13 protein-coding genes and 1 tRNA gene are annotated in these 18879 nt (G+C 60.1%); 9 read left to right on the top strand and 5 right to left on the bottom strand.

Annotation, left to right across the window (positions count from 1 at the left end; translation table 11 throughout):
• The first annotated feature begins 4 nt into the window (after positions 1 to 4).
• The 7 genes from treZ (at position 5) to ACQRAX_RS16365 (ending at position 11356) form a co-directional block, all read left to right on the top strand.
• Complete coding sequence (treZ, locus tag ACQRAX_RS16395) at positions 5 to 1783, top strand: malto-oligosyltrehalose trehalohydrolase (RefSeq protein ID WP_412039394.1); 1779 nt, start codon at positions 5 to 7, stop codon at positions 1781 to 1783.
• Positions 1776 to 3845 (top strand): 4-alpha-glucanotransferase, encoded by a 2070-nt coding sequence (malQ, locus tag ACQRAX_RS16390; protein ID WP_412039395.1) that lies wholly within the window; start codon positions 1776 to 1778, stop codon positions 3843 to 3845. The genes treZ and malQ overlap by 8 nt, the downstream gene beginning before the upstream one ends.
• Entirely contained in the window at positions 3842 to 6610 is a 2769-nt protein-coding gene (locus tag ACQRAX_RS16385; protein WP_412039396.1) for a malto-oligosyltrehalose synthase, read from the top strand. Before malQ ends, ACQRAX_RS16385 begins: the two co-directional genes overlap by 4 nt.
• Positions 6611 to 6628: 18 nt before the next feature.
• Complete coding sequence (locus tag ACQRAX_RS16380) at positions 6629 to 6874, top strand: DUF2934 domain-containing protein (protein WP_412039397.1); 246 nt, start codon at positions 6629 to 6631, stop codon at positions 6872 to 6874.
• Between the two features lie 82 nt (positions 6875 to 6956).
• Entirely contained in the window at positions 6957 to 9113 is a 2157-nt protein-coding gene (gene glgX / locus ACQRAX_RS16375; protein ID WP_412039398.1) for a glycogen debranching protein GlgX, read from the top strand.
• Between the two features lie 64 nt (positions 9114 to 9177).
• Complete coding sequence (locus ACQRAX_RS16370; protein WP_412039399.1) at positions 9178 to 9972, top strand: endonuclease/exonuclease/phosphatase family protein; 795 nt, start codon at positions 9178 to 9180, stop codon at positions 9970 to 9972.
• 304 nt (positions 9973 to 10276) lie between these two features.
• Positions 10277 to 11356, top strand: a complete 1080-nt coding sequence (locus ACQRAX_RS16365; protein ID WP_412039400.1) for an autotransporter outer membrane beta-barrel domain-containing protein — start codon at positions 10277 to 10279, stop codon at positions 11354 to 11356.
• Between the two features lie 195 nt (positions 11357 to 11551).
• Here the strand turns inward: ACQRAX_RS16365 and ACQRAX_RS16360 are convergent.
• From ACQRAX_RS16360 to ACQRAX_RS16340, 5 genes are all read right to left on the bottom strand, one after another.
• Positions 11552 to 11627 (bottom strand) — tRNA-Gly (locus tag ACQRAX_RS16360).
• A 62-nt stretch (positions 11628 to 11689) separates the two neighbouring features.
• Complete coding sequence (gene pgsA / locus ACQRAX_RS16355; RefSeq protein ID WP_412039401.1) at positions 11690 to 12250, bottom strand: CDP-diacylglycerol--glycerol-3-phosphate 3-phosphatidyltransferase; 561 nt, start codon at positions 12248 to 12250, stop codon at positions 11690 to 11692.
• A gap of 32 nt (positions 12251 to 12282) precedes the next feature.
• Complete coding sequence (uvrC, locus tag ACQRAX_RS16350) at positions 12283 to 14106, bottom strand: excinuclease ABC subunit UvrC (RefSeq protein ID WP_412039402.1); 1824 nt, start codon at positions 14104 to 14106, stop codon at positions 12283 to 12285.
• Between the two features lie 4 nt (positions 14107 to 14110).
• Complete coding sequence (gene gacA, locus ACQRAX_RS16345; RefSeq protein ID WP_010221877.1) at positions 14111 to 14749, bottom strand: response regulator transcription factor GacA; 639 nt, start codon at positions 14747 to 14749, stop codon at positions 14111 to 14113.
• A 78-nt stretch (positions 14750 to 14827) separates the two neighbouring features.
• Positions 14828 to 15235: a helix-turn-helix domain-containing protein gene (locus tag ACQRAX_RS16340; protein WP_412039403.1), complete on the bottom strand. Its 408-nt coding sequence runs from the start codon at positions 15233 to 15235 to the stop codon at positions 14828 to 14830.
• 645 nt (positions 15236 to 15880) lie between these two features.
• On the opposite strand from ACQRAX_RS16340, the gene ACQRAX_RS16335 reads away from it, so the two are divergent.
• Positions 15881 to 17188, top strand: coding sequence for a nucleotide sugar dehydrogenase (locus ACQRAX_RS16335; protein WP_412039404.1), 1308 nt, complete (start codon positions 15881 to 15883; stop codon positions 17186 to 17188).
• A 156-nt stretch (positions 17189 to 17344) separates the two neighbouring features.
• The gene (locus ACQRAX_RS16330) at positions 17345 to 18868 is read left to right on the top strand and encodes a glycosyltransferase (protein ID WP_412039405.1); all 1524 of its coding nucleotides are present in this window, start codon (positions 17345 to 17347) and stop codon (positions 18866 to 18868) included.
• Positions 18869 to 18879 lie beyond the last annotated feature (11 nt).

Below are 18879 nucleotides of genomic sequence, written 5' to 3'. Positions count from 1 at the left end.
AGCTATGCCCTTGAGGTCAGATCAGCTCGCGACCCACGGGGCGGTGATGCTCGACAGCAACACCGTACGCTTCGCCCTGTGGGCACCTGATGCCCATAGCGTCGAGGTGCTGTTGGAGTCCGGGCAGCGCCTGGCATTGCAAGCGGGTCGCGACGGCTGGTTCAGTGCCACGCTGGCCGTTGTTGCCGGCAGCCGATACCGCTTCTGCATCGATGGCCACCTTGAAGTTGCCGACCCGGCCTCACGCTTTCAACCCGAGGGCGTGCAGGGCCCCAGTCAGATCATCGACCCTGCAGCGTTTAGCTGGGAGCACAGGCATTGGCAAGGCCGCCCCTGGCATGAAGCCGTGATCTACGAGTTGCACGTAGGCCTGATGGGCGGTTTTGCCCCGCTGATACAGCAATTACCGCGGCTGGCGGCTCTGGGGGTGACGGCCATCGAGCTGATGCCATTGGGGCAATGCCCCGGTGAACGCAATTGGGGCTACGACGGAGTCATGCCTTTCGCCCCGCAGCACAGCTACGGCACACCGGAACAACTGCGCCAACTGATTGATCAAGCCCATGGTCATGGCCTGATGGTGCTGGTGGATGTGGTCTACAACCACTTCGGTCCGGACGGCAACTACCTGAGCCAGTATGCCAGTGGCTTTTTCCGCCAGGACCGGCATACCCCCTGGGGTGCCGCCATCGACTTTCGCCGCCGCCAGGTACGCGACTTCTTTATTGAAAATGCCCTGATGTGGCTACACGACTATCGCGTCGACGGCTTGCGCCTGGACGCTGTGCACGCCATCAATGATGCGGATTTTCTTACCGCGTTCAGCCGACGCGTGCGCCAGTCGATCGCCCCAGGGCGTCAAGTGTGGCTGGTGCTAGAAAACGAGCACAACCAGGCCGAGCTGCTGGCGGATGCGTTTGACGGGCAATGGAATGACGATGGCCACAATGCCCTGCATGTGCTGCTCACCGATGAACAAGAAGGTTATTACGCCGACTTCCACCCCAAGGCGATCGACAAACTTGCCCGTTGCCTGAGTCAAGGGTTTGTCTTCCAGGGCGAACCTGATCGCCATGGCCGCCCGCGCGGCACCCCCAGTGCACACTTGCCGCCCAGCGCCTTCGTGCTGTTCCTGCAGAACCATGACCAGGTCGGCAACCGCGCCTTGGGTGAACGCTTGACGCAACTGTGCCCGCCGCCAGCGCTGCGAGCAGCTGTTACCCTGCTGTTGCTATCACCGATGATCCCGTTGCTGTTCATGGGCGAGGAATGGGGCAGTGAGCAGCCGTTCCTGTTTTTTACCGACCATCACGATGAGCTGGCCAATGCTGTGCGTGAGGGTCGACGTGCCGAATTCGCCGGGTTCAAAGCCTTCGCCGACCCTGGCCAAAGGGCAGCGATTCCCGATCCTAACGCGCTCGCCACCTATAGTGCCTCACGCCCACAAGCGAGCGAAGGTCGTCAGCACCAGTGGCAGTCGTTGTACTGCGAACTGTTGCAACTGCGCCAAAAGCACATCAGCGCGCACCTGCCTGGTTGTCGCGCCCTGGGTACCCACATCATCACTGACAAAGCACTGACGGCGCACTGGCAGTTGGGCGACGGACGCGTACTGCGCATCGATATGAATCTTGGTACTGGCGCAGTGCCGTGCATGCTGCCGCTGCCTTCGACGCGGCTTTTCTGTAGCACAGACCCAGTGCCAGGCCGCGATCAGTTGGCACCTATGTGCACCTTGGTCAGCCTGCTACCTTCTCAACCGCCGGAGCATGCCCATGACTGAACCTCTGCTTGAGCAACTTGCCGACCTGGCGGGCATCGCCGTGGATTGGACTGACGCCAACGGCCGGGCGCAACGCGTCAGTGATGCCAACATGCGTCGGGTATTGGCTGCTCTTGGCCACCCGGCAGATGATACCCAACAGATTGCCGCCAGCCTGCTCGCACTGCAGACTGCCCATGATGCCCGGCACTTGCCGCCACTGTTCACGGTCGATGAGCAGCAGGTGCTGGATTTGTCCGCGTACTTTCCCGCAGCAAGTCCGTGCCAGGTGAAATTGGAAAATGGCGCCCTCCAGCAGCTGCAACTGGACGCCCACGCTACGTTGCCACCCGGCCTGCCGATTGGCTACCACCAGGTGGAAATCGGCGATCGGTACTTTACCCTGGCCGTTGCCCCGACACGCTGCTTCAACCTTAACGACGCTCTCGATACGCCCACTCCGCGCTGCTGGGGGATCAGCGCCCAGCTCTACAGCCTGCGCCGTAACGGTGATGGCGGTTTCGGTGATTGCCTGGCCCTGGAGCAACTGGCCCGCAGTGCTGGCGAGCGGGGTGCCGACGCTCTGGCCATCAGCCCGTTGCACGCCATGTTCGCCAACGATCCCCAGCGCTACAGCCCCTACTCTCCGTCCAGCCGCCTATGGCTCAACAGCCTGTACGCCAGCCCTACCCTGTTGCTCGGCGAGCGCGCCGTGCGTGTGGCGATCGAGACATTGGGCCTGGAAGATAAACTTCAGGACCTCGAGCAACGGCCACTGATCGATTGGCCCGAGGCAGGCGCGGCACGCTACCAATTACTGCAAGTGCTGTTCGAAGACTTCGTCGATGGCGACCACCCCTTGCGCGCCGATTTCGACAGCTACTGCACCCAGGCCGGCGACGCCCTGGAACAACACTGCCGGTTCGAAACACTGCTCGGCGAAGCTCAGGAGCGCGGCCTGGGCCAGGACTGGCGGCAATGGCCTGACGCCTGGCACGACCCGCACAGCGCTCAGGTGGCCGCCTTTGCAGCGCAACATCGGCAACAGATCCAGTTTCATGCCTTCTGCCAATGGCTGATCGAACGCAGCTTGCAGCGCGCTCAGGACGCCGCCCGCAGCCACGGCATGGCCATCGGCCTGATCGCTGACCTGGCTGTCGGTGCCGATGGTGCCGGCAGTCAGGCCTGGAGCCGTCAGGATGAGTTGCTCTGGGACCTCAACGTCGGCGCACCGCCTGACATCCTTAACCGCGCCGGGCAGAACTGGGGCATCTGCGCCTTTTCTCCCGAGGGCCTGCGGCGTAACGGCTACCGCGCTTTCATCGAAATGCTGCGGGCCAACTTAGCCCATGCCGGGGGCTTGCGCATCGATCACGTCATGGGCCTGCAGCGTCTGTGGCTGATTCCACTGGGGGCACAGGCCAGTGACGGCGCGTACCTCAACTACCCGTTTGACGACCTGCTGCGCCTGCTGTGCCTGGAGTCAGTGCGTCATCGCGCGATTGTCCTCGGTGAAGACCTGGGCACCGTGCCCGAAGGCCTGCGGGAAAAACTCGCTCAACGTGCCATATTGGGTATGCGCGTGTTGCAGTTCGAGCAAGACCCGCCGGGCCATTTCAAGCCCATCCTCGACTGGCCGGACAACGCCCTGGCCACTCCCAGCACCCACGATCTGCCGCCCTTGGCCGGCTGGCTGCAGAGCCGCGATATCGACTGGCAGCAGCGCCTTTCGCTGATTGATGCCAGCACCGAACGACACTGGCGCGACAGCCGTCAGCAAGAGCGTCAAGGCTTGCAGCACTGCCTAGAACGCAACTACGGCGAGCTGGCCGACAGCGAACAACTGGTCGACGCCTGTATCCGTTACCTTGGGCATACCCGTGCGCCTTTGGTGCTGATCCCCCTGGAGGACCTGTTGGGGATCGACGAACAACCCAATCTGCCCGGCACCCTTGATAGCCACCCCAACTGGCGCCGACGCTTCAGCTTGGCGGCCACTGCGCTGCTGGACGATGCCGATGCCGCCAGGCGCCTTGAACTGCTGGCACAAGCTCGCGAGCAAGCCTGGGAGCGCGACCGATGAAGCCCTTGAGCGCCACCTTGCGCTTGCAGTTTCATGCCGGTTTCACCTTGGACGATGCGCTGCCCCTGGTGCCCTACTTCGCCCGCCTGGGCATCAGCCACCTGTACGCCTCACCGCTGCTCAGCGCCCGCCCCGGTTCGGTGCACGGCTATGACGTTATTGACCCAACTCAGGTCAATCCAGAGCTTGGCGGCGAAGCCGCATTGGTCAGGCTGGTTGGCGCATTGCGCGCGCATGGTATGGGCCTGATCCTCGACATCGTCTCCAACCATATGGCTGTCGGCAGTGACAACCCCTGGTGGCAGGACCTGTTGACCTGGGGCCGACGCAGCCGCTACGCCAGCTTCTTCGATATCCAGTGGCACTCAACCGACCCCTTGCTGGAAGGTCAGTTGCTGCTGCCGTTCCTCGCCAGCGACTACGGGACGGTGTTGCAATCCGGGGACCTGGTGCTGCGCTTTCAGGCCCGCGATGGCAGTTTTCATGTTGCCCATCACGAACACCGCTTTCCCATCAGCCCCACCGACTACGGGCAGATCCTGTGCCTGTGTGGGGACACTGAAGTCCAAGCCCTGGGCATGCGTTTCGCAGCCTTGCACAGTGCCAATCCAGCGGCTGACAAAGCGCCGCTGTTGCAGCAAGAACTGGTTGCGCTGGCCGAGCGCATCCCCGTCGACGATCTGCTTCTGGCCTATGACGGGCGCAGCAGCGAAGGCTTCCAGCGCCTGCACAGCCTGCTCGAACGCCAAGCTTACCGTCTGGCCAGCTGGCGCACTGCAGCCGATGACATCAACTGGCGACGTTTCTTCGACATCAACGAATTGGCGGGCTTGCGCGTTGAGCGCAGCGAGGTGTTCGAAGCCACCCACGAGAAGATTTTCGCCCTGATTCGCCAGGGCCTGGTGGATGGCCTGCGTATCGACCACATCGATGGCCTGGCCGATCCGCGGGGTTATTGCCGCAAACTACGGCGGCGCGTCGATGCTCTGCTGGCAGAACGCCCGTTGAATGCCGCACTGGAACACCTGCCGATCTACGTCGAGAAAATCCTGGCTGCCGACGAGCAGCTACATCGCGACTGGGGCGTGGACGGCACCACCGGCTATGAGTTCATGAACCAGGTCAGCTTGCTGCAACACGATCCGGCTGGCGAAGCATTGCTGGCCGAGGCCTGGAGCAGCTTGAGCGAACGCCCGGCCTTTGCCGAAGAAGTACGCCTGGCCCGCCAGCAAGTGCTCAACGCCAGCCTGGCGGGTGATTTTGAGTCGGTGGCCCAAGCCCTGCTGCAGGTCGCCCGCGATGACCTGATGAGCCGCGACCTGACCCTCGGTGCGATTCGTCGGGCGTTGCAAGCGCTGGTCGAGCATTATCCGGTGTATCGCACCTACCTGAATGCGGCCGGTAGGCCTGAGCAGGATGAAGGTTTTTTTCAACAGGCCTACAGCGCTGCCCGGCAAAGCCTGGGCGAAGGCGACTGGCCGGTGCTTGACTGGTTGCAGCACTGGCTCGGCGGGCAACCCTGGCGCAGTTTGCCCCCTGGGCGCGCACGCAAGCACCTGCGCCATGCCTGCATCCGCTTCCAGCAACTGACGGCGCCAGCGGCCGCCAAAGCAGTCGAAGACACCGCCTTCTACCGCTCAGCCCTACTGCTCTCACGCAATGATGTAGGTTTTGATGCTGAGTGTTTCAGCGCACCGCTCGAGGCCTTCCACCAGGCATGTGAGCAACGTCTGCAACAATTCCCACATAACCTGTTGTGCACCGCGACTCATGATCACAAGCGCGGCGAAGACAATCGCGCACGCCTGGCGGTGTTGAGTGAACGCAGCCGCTGGTTCGTCAGTCGGGTCGAACACTGGCGTGAACTGGCCACGCCGCTGCGCACCGCGTTAAGCGACGGCGTGGCACCGGCACCAGGTGACGAATGGATGTTCTACCAAACCTTGTTGGGCAGTTGGCCACTGGACCTTGAAGAACATGACCCGGTGGCCGTGCAGACTTACCTTGAGCGCTTGCAGCAATGGCAGCGCAAGGCTTTGCGTGAAGCCAAATTGCACAGCAGCTGGAGCGCCCCCAACGAAGCCTATGAGCAAGCGTGCCAGGCCTTCATTCAAAGCCTGCTACAAGACGCGCAAAACCAGCAACTGCGCCATTCGCTGGCCCAGGCGGCGCAGTCCATTGCCTGCGCTGGCGCGCTGAACAGCCTGGGTCAGTGCCTGTTGCGCATGACCGTGCCGGGCCTGCCCGACCTCTACCAGGGCAATGAATTCTGGGACTTTAGCCTGGTCGATCCGGACAATCGCCGCGCCGTGGACTTCACCACGCGTCGCCAAGCGCTGGACGAAAGCACCCACACTGCGCAGCTGCTTCAGCAGTGGCGCGACGGCAGGATCAAGCAGGCACTGATCAACCAGGTGCTGGAGCGTCGCCAAGCCTATCCCGAGCTGTTTGCCCAAGGCCGCTACCTACCGCTGCAGGTGCAAGGTAGACACGCCGCTCAAGTGCTGGCGTTTGCCCGGGTCACTGACAACGCGCGCGCAATTGTCGTCGTGCCACGCCTGGCCTGTGGCTTGCTTGCTGATACCCCGATCCCGTTGATCCCGGCGCAGACCTGGGACAACACCCGGCTGCTATTGCCGTTTGCCCTGTCACCTGCCAATTGCTCGGGACTTTTTGCCGGCAGCGCAGTCACAGCCTCAAAGGAGCTGTTGCTCAGCGCGGTACTCAAGGAGATTCCGGTCAACCTGTTGATTGATCATGCCTAAGCCTTAAGGAGCGTCGAGATGAGTGTCGAAGAAAAACGTGTTCGCGAATTCGCCTACCAGATCTGGGAATCTGAGGGCAAACCCGAGGGCCAGGAAAGTCGCCATTGGGAAATGGCGCGCAAACTGGCCGAAGCCGAGGCCCTGGCGCCCAAAGTCGCTCCACGCAAAGCCAAAGCCAAGCCTGGAACGCCTTTGGAGGTCTCTGCGAGCAAACCCGCTGCGGTGAAAAAACCGCGAACGACGAAAAAGCCTCCAGTCGCCTGATTTTTCAAGCCACCCCTGCGGGAGCCGGCTGCCTCCTGCTCCCTAGGACAGCCGGCCATTCTTGACGTCGCCAAGGAGTCCCATGAGCAAGCCAAAACCCGCCGCCGCCCCCGTCGTCGAACCTTCACGCATCCGCGAAGGCCTGCCCTTTCCCTTGGGCGCCACCTGGGATGGCCTGGGCGTCAACTTCGCACTGTTCTCGGCCCACGCCACCAGGGTCGAGTTATGCTTGTTCGACTCCAGCGGCGAGGTAGAACTCGAACGCATCGAATTACCCGAGTACACCGACGAAATCTTTCACGGTTACCTGCCCGACGCACATCCCGGGCAGATTTATGGCTACCGCGTGCATGGCCCTTACGAGCCGCAACATGGCCACCGATTCAACCCCAACAAGCTGCTGATCGACCCTTACGCCAAGCAACTGGTGGGCGGTCTGAAATGGTCCGAAGCGCTGTTCGGCTACACTATCGGCCACCCTGATGGCGACCTCAGCTTCGATGAGCGTGACAGTGCCCCGTACGTGCCCAAATGCAAAGTCATCGACCCCGCCTATACCTGGGGCCGTGACCAGCGTGTCGGCGTGCCCTGGGACCGCACCATCCTCTATGAAGCTCACGTGCGCGGCATCAGCATGTGCCACCCCGCGGTGCCCGAGGACAATCGCGGCACCTTCGCCGGCTTGATGTGTGATGAGTTGCTTGGCCATATCAAACAGCTGGGCGTGTCCTCGATCGAACTGTTGCCGATCCATGCCTTCGTCAACGACCAGCACCTGCTGCAAAAGGGCCTGAACAATTACTGGGGCTACAACAGCATTGCCTTTTTCGCCCCCCACCCGCGCTATCTGGCCAACGGCAAGATCGCCGAGTTCAAAGAGATGGTGGCGCACCTGCACGATGCCGGCCTGGAGGTGATTCTCGATGTGGTCTACAACCACACTGCCGAGGGCAACGAGCTGGGCCCGACCCTGTCCATGCGCGGCATCGACAATGCCTCCTACTATCGGTTGATGCCGGATGACAAGCGCTTCTATATCAATGATTCCGGCACCGGCAACACCCTGGACTTGAGCCACCCGTGCGTGCTGCAACTGGTGACCGATTCGCTACGCTACTGGGCGGGTGAGATGCATGTGGATGGCTTCCGCTTTGACCTGGCGACCATCCTTGGCCGTTACCACGAAGGTTTCGATGAGCGTCACAGCTTCCTCGTGGCCTGTCGCCAAGACCCGTTGCTCAGCCAGGTCAAGCTGATTGCCGAGCCTTGGGATTGCGGCCCCGGTGGCTACCAGGTAGGTAACTTTGCCCCCGGTTGGGCCGAATGGAATGACCGCTTTCGTGACACTGTACGAGCCTTCTGGAAAGGCGATGAAGGCCAGCTGGCCGACTTTGCCGCGCGCATGACGGCCTCCGGCGAACTGTTCAATCGCCGCGGCCGCCGGCCCTACGCTTCCGTCAATTTCATCACTGCCCATGACGGCTTCACTCTGCGCGATCTGGTTTCGTACAACGACAAACACAACGAGGACAACGACGAAAACAACGAAGACGGCAGCAACAACAACCTGTCCTGGAACCACGGCGCCGAAGGCCCCACCGACGATGCCGAGGTCAACGCCCTGCGATTGCGCCAGATGCGTAATTTCTTCGCCACCCTGCTGCTGGCCCAAGGCACGCCGATGATCGTTGCCGGCGACGAATTCAGCCGCACCCAACATGGCAACAACAACGCTTATTGCCAGGACAGCGAGATTGGCTGGGTCAACTGGCAACTTGATGACGAAGGCGCCGCCCTGCTCAAGTTTGTCAAACGCTTGACCAAACTGCGCCTGGCGTACCCGGTGCTGCGCCGCTCGCGCTTTCTGGTCGGCGACTACAATGAGGCGATTGGGGTCAAGGATGTCACTTGGTTGGCGCCAGATGGCGACGAGATGAGCGTTGAGCAATGGCAAGACAGCCAGGGCCGATGCCTGGGCATGTTGATGGATGGCCGCGCCCAGGTCAGTGGTATCCCGCGTCCGGGAGCCGATGCCACCCTGCTGCTGATCGTCAATGCCCAGCATGACGGCGTCACCTTCACCCTGCCACAGGTACCGGAAGGCGAGTACTGGAACTGCCTGATCGATACGGATCGGCCCCAGTTACGCAAGGGTGAACGGCATGAGTTCGCCAGCCAGCTTGAGCTGCCGGGGCGCTCGCTGTTGTTGTTGGAGTTACATCGCGAAGACGACAATTGATGCACGGGAACTGAGCACGCTCAACGCCAGTCCCATGCAGTAGGCTTGAAGACCAGGAGCAACCGTGAACGTCGAACCGGACCCCATACGCCTTTGTGCCACCCAACAAGCACCGGCGGTCCGGCGCTTGCAGGTACTCACCGTCAATACCCACAAGGGCTTTACCGCCTTCAATCGCCGTTTCATCCTGCCGGAACTGCGCGAGGCGGTGCGTAGCACCCAGGCCGACATTGTCTTTCTCCAGGAAGTGCTCGGCAGTCACGACCGCCATGCCGCCCGCTACGCCGGTTGGCCGCAAACCTCACAATACGAATTCCTCGCCGACAGCATGTGGACCGACTTCGCCTATGGCCGCAATGCGGTGTACCCCGATGGCCACCACGGCAATGCGCTGTTGTCCAAATACCCGATCATCGAGCACCGCAACCTGGATGTGTCGATCACCGGTCCCGAGCGCCGTGGCCTGCTCCACTGCGTGCTGGATGTGCCCGGTCAGCCGCATGTTCACGCGGTCTGCGTGCACCTGTCATTGCTGGAAAGTCATCGGCAAAAGCAACTGCAGTTGTTACGCCGGTTACTCGACTCGCTACCGGCCGACGCGCCAGTGATTATCGCTGGCGACTTCAATGACTGGAAGCTGCACGGCAATCGCGCCCTGGGGTTGCACCGCGGGCTGCATGAAGCGTTCGAGCGTCATCATGGCCTGCTCGCCCGGACCTACCCGGCGCGCCTGCCCTTGCTGCGCCTGGACCGCATCTACCTGCGCAATGCCAACAGTCATGCGCCACGAATCCTGGGCAATAAACCCTGGAGCCACCTCTCCGATCATCTGCCGCTGGCGGTAGAAGTGCGGCTTTAGCAATGATTCGGCATAGCCGTGTTGGCTGAAAGAGCCGGCACGACTATGCATTATGAATAATCGTTAATTTTCAGCCGATTAAAGCATCCAATAGCTTGACAACGGTTACTTCACGTCTTCTTGACGCCCGCCCCGTACTCTCCTTAGCTACAAGTAATGCCGCACCTCTATTCCGAGCGTCTAGCTCGCGCCTTTCAGCGCGCGGCAGGAATTTTTTTGCTGGTTTGGGTCGCCCTCTGGTTTTGTCTTACAGCCCGTGACATCAGGCCAGATCCTTGGCTGTAACAATCAGAGGAGATCCGCCATGAAAAAAACTCCGAATCCTACGGGCTTTGAGTATGTTTTCTATGCGGTTTCCACGTCGCTGCTATTGGCAACCCCGTTGGAAACCCATGCGTTGGGCCTGGAGGATAACGACCCGTTCAACACCTTTGTACAAATGCAGACGCAGACTCTGCAAGGGCTGACACTGACACCGGTGAGTGCCCGCGGCCTGGGTCTGAGCACCCTGAGCGCATTCTCCGAGCGCATGGCCGAGCGCAACGCGTCACAGCAGACTGACGTCATCGCCAGCCAATGGGCGCCGTACTTTCCGGCCCCAGGAAAAATTGGTGCGCCGGCACCCGCCCGCCTGGAAATGAACAACCAGAGCCTGCAAATCAGCCCAGACATATTCGTCCGTGAAACCAGCGCCGGCAATGTTCATCGGGTGGGGTTCTTCGTCGGCCACAGCAACCTGCAAAGTGGCTTTGATGGCATGCGCAAACCGCAAGTTGGCGACAAAAAATCCAACGTCAGCCTGGAAGGTGAAAGCCTGGGCATGTACTGGAGCATGACCCACGAACAGGGCTGGCATGTGGATGCGGTGGCCATGGGTACGCGCTTTGATGTCAACGGCCGTAGCGAGAACGGACAGCGCCTGGATGGCGATGGTCATGCCTTGACGTTATCGGTCGAAGGTGGCTACCCCATTGCCTTGGGTAGCAACTGGATCCTGGAACCGCAGGCGCAGTTGATCAATCAACAATACTTTCCCGGCAGCCAGACCCAGACCGACACTCGCCAGGCCTTCGAGCAACAGCCCAACTGGACCGGTCGGGTCGGGGCCAAGTTGTCTGCTCGCTACAACGTTAACGGTATGCCCATCGAGCCTTTCCTGCGCACCAACGTCTGGCACGATTTCTCCAACAACGACACCGTCAACCTGGAAAAAGTCGACAAAATCAACGCAGCCAACTCCACCACCGTGGAGGTGGGCTTAGGGCTGGTCGCACGGGTTAGCCCTAAAGTGGCGTTGTTTGTCAGTGCCGACTACAGCAGTGACGTCGCTGACAGTGACCTCAATGGGGTGATTGGTAATCTGGGGGTCAGGGTTCGCTGGTGAGTGCTCAGGCACGACCTGGGGATACGTTCAAGGCGGCGATTGTGCTGTATTTTGTGCCTGTACGCCGCCAGAACCATAGGATGTGACGTTCAGTGCTGAGAGTGGACCTCAATCAAAACCACTGAAACGAAAAAAGGCCCCGAAGGGCCTTTTTCAATCGCTACAGTACTCTGCTGAATACTGTAGCGCTAAATCTGGAGCGGGAAACGAGACTCGAACTCGCGACCCCGACCTTGGCAAGGTCGTGCTCTACCAACTGAGCTATTCCCGCATTTGGTGACGGCCATTCTATAGGATCATCGAACGCCGTCAAGCCCTTGATTCAAAAAAGCTTTATTTTTGTTCCGAACCTTCGCGCAGGTGCGGCCAGGCGGCGCGCAGGTAGTGCAGCATCGACCACAAGGTCAGGCCGGCGGACAGCATCAGCAAGACGTAGCCAAGGATCACCCAGAAGGTCAGTACCGGCGGGTTGGCCAGCAGGATCACCAGGGCGAGCATCTGCGCCGCAGTCTTCCACTTACCCAGGTTGGAGACCGCCACATGCGCCCTCGCCCCCAGTTCGGCCATCCACTCGCGCAGCGCCGAAACGACGATCTCTCGGCCGATGATCACTGCCGCTGGCAAGGTCAACCAGAAGTTCGCATGCACTTGCACCAGCAGCACCAGGGCTACAGCAACCATCAGCTTGTCGGCCACCGGGTCAAGGAAGGCACCGAATGGCGTGCTTTGCTGCAGGCGACGGGCCAGGTAACCGTCAAGCCAATCGGTGGCTGCGGCAATCGCAAAGACGCTGCTCGCTGCGATATAGCTCCAGTGATACGGAACATAAAACAGCAAAATGAAGATCGGGATGAGCAGGACGCGAAGAACTGTAAGTAGATTTGGGATATTCATCGGCACAACTGGCTGCAAAGTGAGCGTGCATTCTACTCGCTATGCAGGTTGGCATAAATCAACTCGGCAAGCTTTTTACTGATTCCTGGCGCTTTAGCGATTTCTTCGATGCTGGCGCGGGTCAATTCCTGCAGGCCGCCGAAGTGTTTGAGCAGGTCGCGGCGACGCTTTGGCCCTACCCCGGCAACGTCTTCCAGACTTGACGTACGCCTGGCCTTACCGCGCCGGGCACGGTGGCCGGTAATGGCAAATCGGTGCGCTTCATCGCGGATCTGCTGAATCAGATGCAGCGCCGGCGAGTCTCCCTTGAGGGTGAACTCATGAGCGGCGTCGTTGAGGTAAAGGGTTTCGAAGCCGGCCTTGCGCGTCACCCCTTTGGCCACACCCAGCAGGATCAGGTCGGGCACCGCCAGTTCCTGCAGTACCTCGCGGGCCATGTTCAACTGGCCTTTGCCGCCGTCGACCAACAACACGTCGGGCAGTTTGCCCTCACCGTCCTTGATCCGCCCAAAGCGCCGGGTCAGGGCTTGATGCATGGCGGCATAGTCGTCGCCGGGCGTGACGCCTTCGATGTTGAACCGCCGGTAATCGGATTTCAACGGTCCTTCCGGGCCAAACACCACGCAGGACGCCACCGTCGCCTCACCACTGGAATGGCTGATGTCGTAGCACTCCAGACGCTGCGGCGTTTCATCCAGGGCCAACACCTGGGCCAACGCTTCGAAGCGGGACGCCATGTGTAGACGGTTGGCCAGGCGCGCACTCAATGCCTGCTCGGCATTGGTCACCGCCAGTTGTTGCCAGCGCGCGCGGGTACCGCGCACGCGGTGACTGATGGTCAGCTCGCGCCCACGCAGCGCTTCAATCGCGGCACTGATGGCGGCGAAGTCTTCGTGCACGACGTTGACGATCAGCTCGCCAGGCAGGTCGCGCTCGGCATTGCCGATGTAGTACTGGGAAAGAAACGCGGCCATCACTTCGGCCACTTCTTCTTCGATACCGACCTGAGGAAAGAAGTTCTTGCTGCCCAGGACCCGCCCGCCACGCACGCTAATTAGGTGCACACAGGCACCGCCGGGGTTGACGAACGCCGCGACCACATCAACATCGCCGCTGCCGCCTTCCATGCTCTGCTGGTCCTGGACCCGGCGCAGCAAGGCAATCTGGTCACGCAGCTCAGCGGCTTTTTCGAATTCCAGGGCCATCGCCGCCTGCTCCATCTCGGCATTCAGTTCGTTGGTCAACTGGTGACTGCGGCCTTCGAGGAACATCACCGAGTGACGCACATCGACGGCATATTCCTCAGGCTCGACCAAACCGACACAAGGCGCCTTGCAACGCTTGATCTGGTATTGCAGGCACGGCCGGGTGCGATTGCTGTAATAGCTGTCTTCGCACTGACGGACGAAAAAGGTTTTCTGTAGCAGGCTCAGGCTTTCACGAATGGCGCCAGCGCTGGGGTAAGGCCCAAAGTACTTGCCCTTCTGCTTCTTCGCGCCGCGATGAATCCCCAAACGAGGGAACGGGCCATCGGAAAGAAACACATAAGGGTAAGACTTATCATCACGCAGGAGGATGTTGTAGGGCGGCCGCCATTCCTTTATCAGCGTTTGCTCGAGCAGCAGCGCTTCGGTCTCGTTGGCGGTGATCGTGGTTTCGACCTGGACGATGCGCGCCACCAGGGCAGCCGTCTTCGGCGCCAGGCCGGTTTTACGAAAATAGCTGGCGAGACGCTTCTTGAGGTTTTTCGCCTTGCCGACATACAGCAGCCGAGCGTCACCGTCGAACATCCGGTAAACGCCCGGGCGACCGCTGCAGGTCGCCAGGAAAGCACTTGAATCGAACACAGAGGTCATGAGTTCAGAGACTGGCGTCAACCATGCCGTGGCGGACCGCCAGCAGCGTCAGCTCGACGTCGCTGGTGACCGAGAGTTTTTCGAAGATCCGGTAACGGTAAGTATTGACCGTTTTCGGTGACAGGCACAGCTTGTCGGAGATGATCTGCACCTTCTGGCAACCGACGATCATCAGCGCAATCTGGATTTCCCGCTCTGACAGCGCATCGAACGGCGAGCCTTGTGGTTGGAACGACTTGAGGGCCAACTGCTGGGCGATCTGTGGGCTGATGTAACGTTGCCCGGCAAACACCAGACGAATGGCCTGGACCATTTCATCGAGCCCCGCACCTTTGGTCAGGTAACCGGCGGCCCCTGCCTGCAACAGGCGCGTGGGAAACGGGTCTTCTTCACAGACCGTCACCGCCACCACCTTCACATCCGGATGACTGCGCAGCAGTTTGCGGGTGGCTTCAAGGCCACCGATCCCGGGCATCTTCACGTCCATCAGGACCACGTCGGGCTTGAGTTCACGCGCGACCTTCAAGGATGCCTCGCCAGAGTCGGCCTCGCCCACCACCTGCAAGCCATCGATATCGGCCAGCATACGAGTAATGCCCGTACGTACCAGATCGTGATCATCGACCACCAGGACCCTAATCAAGCAGACACCTCGCACTGCGGCGGCAATTGGATCCCGCCACCTTAGCAAAAAACCAAGCGCTAGAGCTAACGGAACACGTCATCGCATCGCTGCAATTTTGCCCTTGCCCGTCGCACGCCTGAATACCGCCGGATCCTGCCCCGAACCCGGCGCACAGCCCTGAGACAATGCAGCGGCCAGACTGCCAAGCAATTGCTGGACTGCGGCCTGATCGACCGAGGGCAAGCCACGGAAAGCGCCGAGCAAGCGGTCTTCCTCCGGGCTCAGACTATTTTGTGGCATCGGCGTGCGCCGACCGCTCAGTACATACAGGGCATCAACCCCACGGGCTGTGACGGCTGCCAGATAATCAGCCTTAGGCGTCCGCTCGCCACTTTCGTACTTGCCCTGAGCGTTGGGCTCGACGCCACCAATATCACCGAATACACGTTGGGTCAGGCCCAGACGCTCCCTTTCTTCTCGTAACCGGGATCCGATTCCGTTCATTGCCACTCCCTGTCCTTGCTGCACCACCCTTACAGGTAACCCCCTAAACCTGCGGGATAGGGCCGTTGGGACAGCACTATGCACAAGAACGCGTACCGGGCACAAGCCAACCGGCGCGACACCTGTCTGTAGTTGTCTGTACAGGATTGTTATCGAACATTGAAAAGACCGATGCAGGCGAATTATCCGGACAACTTTGCACCCACTAAAAAGGTCACTGCACAGACAATTACTGACGATAAAAGGCAACAACTTAGCGCGCCAAAAAAGTTAAATGAAAGCAGCAAACAGCGGAGCCAAAAACGTCAGAAGGTCGTCGAACGAAACCACAACTACATTTTATTGGCGCCATAGACTCGACAGTCAAGGGTTGATCGGTTTTTTGACACACAACTTATTGACAACTTTAAGTCATTGTTTTTAAACGGTTTTTAAAACTTAACAAACAAATATCAAACTGTTTTGAGTTACTAACAACAGAGCGCTTGCTTAACTAAAAAAATCCCCCTTAGGATAGAAATAAGAGAACGAACAACACGGCCATCGCCTGTTCAGCGCGCGATTAGATTATGCGTGCTTGCCACGTCACTACTTTCGATAAACCGAGTAACCGAGTCAGCCTTGCTGAGCGCGGAAGAGGGAACTATGAACATCAGTATTTTCGGGCTGGGTTATGTGGGCGCTGTGTGTGCCGGCTGTTTGTCTTCACGTGGCCATCAGGTAGTGGGGGTCGATATTTCCCAGGACAAGATCGACATGATCAACCAGGGCAAGTCGCCGATTGTTGAGCCTGGGCTTGAGCAACTGCTGCTAGATGGCGTCAATCACGGTCATCTGCGCGGTACCACCGATGTTCAAGCCGCGGTGTCGGCGACCGAAATGTCGCTGCTGTGCGTGGGTACGCCAAGTAAGAAGAACGGCGACCTGGACCTGGTCTACATGGAAGCGGTCTGCCAGGAAATCGGCATGGCCCTGCGCGATAAAGCCAGCCGCCACACCGTCGTGGTACGTAGCACCGTACTGCCAGGCACGGCGAAAAACGTCGTCATCCCGATCCTCGAAAAAGCCTCGGGCAAACGCGCCGGGATCGACTTTGGTGTCGCGGTGAACCCGGAGTTCCTGCGCGAAAGCACCGCCATCCAGGATTATGACTTCCCGGCCATGACCGTCATCGGCGAACTCGACCAGCAATCTGGCGACCTCCTCGAGTCGCTGTACAAAGGCTTGGACGCGCCGGTGATCCGCAAGTCGATCGAAGTCGCCGAGATGATCAAGTACACCTGCAACGTCTGGCACGCGACCAAGGTCAGCTTTGCCAACGAGATCGGCAACATCGCCAAGGCCTCCGGCGTCGACGGCCGCGAAGTGATGGACGTGGTGTGCCAGGACTACAAACTCAACTTGTCGCGCTACTACCTGCGCCCGGGTTTTGCCTTCGGTGGTTCATGCCTGCCCAAAGACGTGCGCGCCCTCACCTACCGTGCCGGACAACTGGACGTTGAGCACCCACTGCTGGCGGCGATCATGGACAGCAACCGCAACCAGGTGCGCAACGCCTTCGAATTGATCGCCCGGCAGGACAAACGCCGCATCGGCCTGCTCGGCCTGAGCTTCAAGTCCGGCACTGATGATCTGCGTGAAAGCCCACTGGTAGAGCTGGCGGAAATGCTGATCGGCAAGGGTTACGAGCTGAGCATCTACGACGCCAACGTCGAGTATGCGCGTGTCTTCGGTGCCAACCGCGACTACATCGAGTCGAAGATCCCTCACGTTTCGTCACTGCTGTGCAATGACCTGCGCAAGGTTATCGACGGCGCTGACGTAATCGTGCTGGGCAACAACGACGACAGCTTTGCCCAAGCCCTGGATGTCGCCGAAGGCAAGCAAGTCATCGACCTGGTCGGCTTTATGCCCCATGGCAGCAACGACAGCCAACAGGGTATCTGCTGGTAACGCCAAGCGCTCCGTAGAGAGCCCACGGCAAGCATCCCAGGCCTGCGCCTGATCGAATTGCAAACCTGCCTTTGACTGCCTGCCGCAACCCGGTCGGGCTTGGCAAGTGCGCTTTTCGCTCAGGCTCAGGCGCCTGTACAACGGAGCAACGGTTAGATGGAACGACAGCAACAACCGCCTTCGGGCGCACGACGGGCAGCCACCAGCTTCTGCGCTTGGGCCTGCCTGTTCGCCCTGATTGCCCTGGCTTCGGAGATGATCGCCCCGGCGTATCTGGACCCCAGCCATCACAGCTTCATCTTCATCATCGGCACCTTGGGCATGTGGCGCTATGGCAATGCCATCGTCCATTACTTGCGCGGCATGTACTTCCTGCATTGGAAGTTTCCGCGCATCCGCAAGGCGGTTGAGCGCATGGGTGATGCGGCGTTGCCGGCGCACATGTTCATGGTGGTGACCAGCTTTCGTATCCCCACCCACACCACCTTCAAGGTCTACCAGTCAGTGTTCCAGGAGGTGCAGCGGCTGAAGGTGCCGTGCACGGTGATTGCCTCGATCGTCGAGAAAGGCGACGAACAGTTCATCAAGCAAATCATGCGCGACGAGGTCAAGGACCGCGACGACATCAAACTGGTGATCGTGCGCGCGCGTGGCACCGGTAAGCGCGACGGCCTGGCCCATGCTTTCCGCGCCCTGTCGCGGCAAATGCCACTGGAAGATTCGGTGGTCGGCGTGGTCGATGGCGACACCATGATGCTGCCCGGCTGTGTCGAGCGCGCGGTCAAGCTGTTTGCCTATCTGCCCAAAGTCGGCGGCCTGACCACCAACGAGTTCTGCGAAGTCGAAGGCAGCAACTTGATGCGCCAGTGGCACTCGATGCGCTTCGTCCAACGCCACATCAACATGTGCTCGATGGCCCTGTCGCACCGGGTGCTGACCCTGACTGGACGCTTGTCGTTCTTTCGCGCCAGCGTCATGACCGATCCGGATTTCATCCGCGACGTTGAAGCCGACTTTCTCGAGCACTGGCGCCTGGGGCGTTTCCAGTTTCTCACCGGTGACGATAAGTCCTCGTGGCTGAGCCTGATGCGCGCTGGCTGGGACACGTTCTATGTGCCCGATAGCAACACCCTGACGGTCGAGCATCCACCAGACAACAGCTTCTGGCGCGCCACCCGGTTGCTGATGTTCCGCTGGTACGGCAACTCATTGCGCCAGAACTTCCGGGCCACCGCCCTGCTCGGCCGGGCGCGCCTGGGCCTGTTCACCCTGTACGTGCTGCTCGATCAGCGCGTGTCGATGTGGACCTGCCTGATGGGCCTGACCGCCTCGGTGGTGGCTGGCCTGGTGTTCGGCATTCAGTACCTGCTGGTGTACCTGTTCTGGGTGCTGCTGTCGCGCAGCATTGTCACCGTGCTGTTCCTGTTCGCCGGCCACCCGGTGAGCCCGGTGTACCCCTTCGTTCTTTATTACAACCAGATTGTCGGCTCGGTGATGAAGATCTACGCGCTGTTTCATATGGATCAACAGCGCTGGACCCGCCAGAAAACCACATTAAGCAACGGCAACGTCGACTTCGATGCTGCCCTGAACCGCTGGTCCTCCAAGGCGATGTTGTTTTCATCGATCGCCATCTTCTTCGGAGTCATCTCGGTTCTTCTCGAACTCACGCAACGTTAAGGAAAGGCGCC

The sequence above is a fragment of the Pseudomonas sp. UM16 genome, from assembly GCF_050312595.1.
In the GTDB taxonomy this organism is placed as follows: domain Bacteria; phylum Pseudomonadota; class Gammaproteobacteria; order Pseudomonadales; family Pseudomonadaceae; genus Aquipseudomonas.
The sequence above is the reverse complement of the archived record's forward strand: the minus strand, read 5'-3'. Positions and strand labels throughout refer to the sequence as shown.